We start from the raw sequence: 1,515 nt of genomic DNA on the forward strand, positions 1-1,515 counted from the left end.
ACCCACTAGCGTTGCACGCCATTAAAATATTCCCATATTTTCAAAAAATAGTATTTACACACAATAAAAAAACTCCTATTGTAGAAGTTGTTGACCTTGTTTTGTTCCCTTTAACAAACAAGTCTTCTACAAAGGAGTTTTTCACTTTGAACAATAAAATTATAGGCCGAGAATTGCTCATTAGTCAATGTCTATCGCTACTTCCAACTGAGGACTTTGATTGTCCGCTTATAGATTACGGCAAGTATAAACTTACTACGAAGTCTCTATTAAAAATTTTTGTAGCGGCTCAGTTGGATCAATGGAGTTCATATGCTCACATGGAAGAAAAACTAAGAGCTTACCCAAAACTATGTGAAGAAATTGGAATTAAAGATATTAGTGGGTCTCAGTTAAGCCGAAGAATCAACGATCTCCCAACAGAATGGGTAAAAAAGCTGTTTGAGAAAGTGGTCAGTAGAATCCAACAACTTACACGGGGCAACCAAGGGATTCCTAACGGAATCGGAAAACTAAAGATTGTAGACTCTACTGAAATTAGACTTCCTGAACAATTATGTGATTGGGCTTTTATATCAAAAGGACATAATGCTGTAAAGATGCATACCCGTTTAGTTGTCGCTTCACCAGATACTGCTTATCCAGAAAAGATTGTTCCATCAATTGGCACTGTAAGTGATTTTGAAAGTTCAGAAGTACTAATAGAAGAGACAGACGCAACTTATGTAATGGATAGAGGTTATCCCTCAAGGAATAATTTAATGGATTGGCAAAAGAAGAAAATATCCTTTGTTGTTCGTATTACAAAGAGCCTTCGCTTATATTCATTAGAGGAATATCAACCAACTCATCCTTCTGTTATTCACGATGCCAAGGTATTGTTCGGAATATCAAAAGAACCTGTTAGGTATATTGAATTTATTGATGAGAAAAAGATAACCTTTAGAATTCTTACAACTAGATTTGACTTAACCGACCAGCAGATTATGGAGATATACCGGAATCGTTGGATTATTGAACTCTTCTTTAAATGGATTAAGCAACATTTGAGAATGACGAAGATATGGAGTACAAAGCCGCAAGGCATTTGGAATCAGATGTTCCTGGCTTTGATCGCTTTTGGGCTTTCTCTGATAGTTAAACTCCAAACGGGTATCACAACGACACAATGGAGATTCTTTCGAGTCTTACAAACCTATCTCTATAAATCAGTAAGCACTTTTTTAAAGGAATTTAAGAGAAAAAAGAAAAAGTCTAAAGGAAGACAAAAAGTGCCTATTCCGATAGATAAGAAAAACCTATTATTTGGAAACGTAGCTATGGTGAAGGAAGTTAAGAAAAAACAGGTTAAAAAACAATTGAGAAAAAATGAACAAAAACTAGGTAATTATTAAAAGGAAAAAAAAGGGAACAGGTCAATTTAGAACCTTTTTCCCTTTTTTTCTTTTGAAGACCAAACCCAAATGTAAAATTATTGAATATTTTCAAATCGATTACTTACGTGCAAGGCCAGTG

General features: G+C 34.7%; 1 protein-coding gene. It reads left to right on the forward strand.

Translation table 11 applies throughout. The features are described from left to right. Positions 1-1,394, forward strand: a 1,394-nt coding sequence (locus M3183_RS26465) for an IS4 family transposase (RefSeq protein ID WP_251475033.1), incomplete at its 5' end; no start/stop codon positions are given. Positions 1,395-1,515 lie beyond the last annotated feature (121 nt).

It is taken from the genome of Neobacillus mesonae, assembly GCF_023715155.1.
Lineage (GTDB): Bacteria > Bacillota > Bacilli > Bacillales > Cytobacillaceae > Neobacillus > Neobacillus mesonae_A.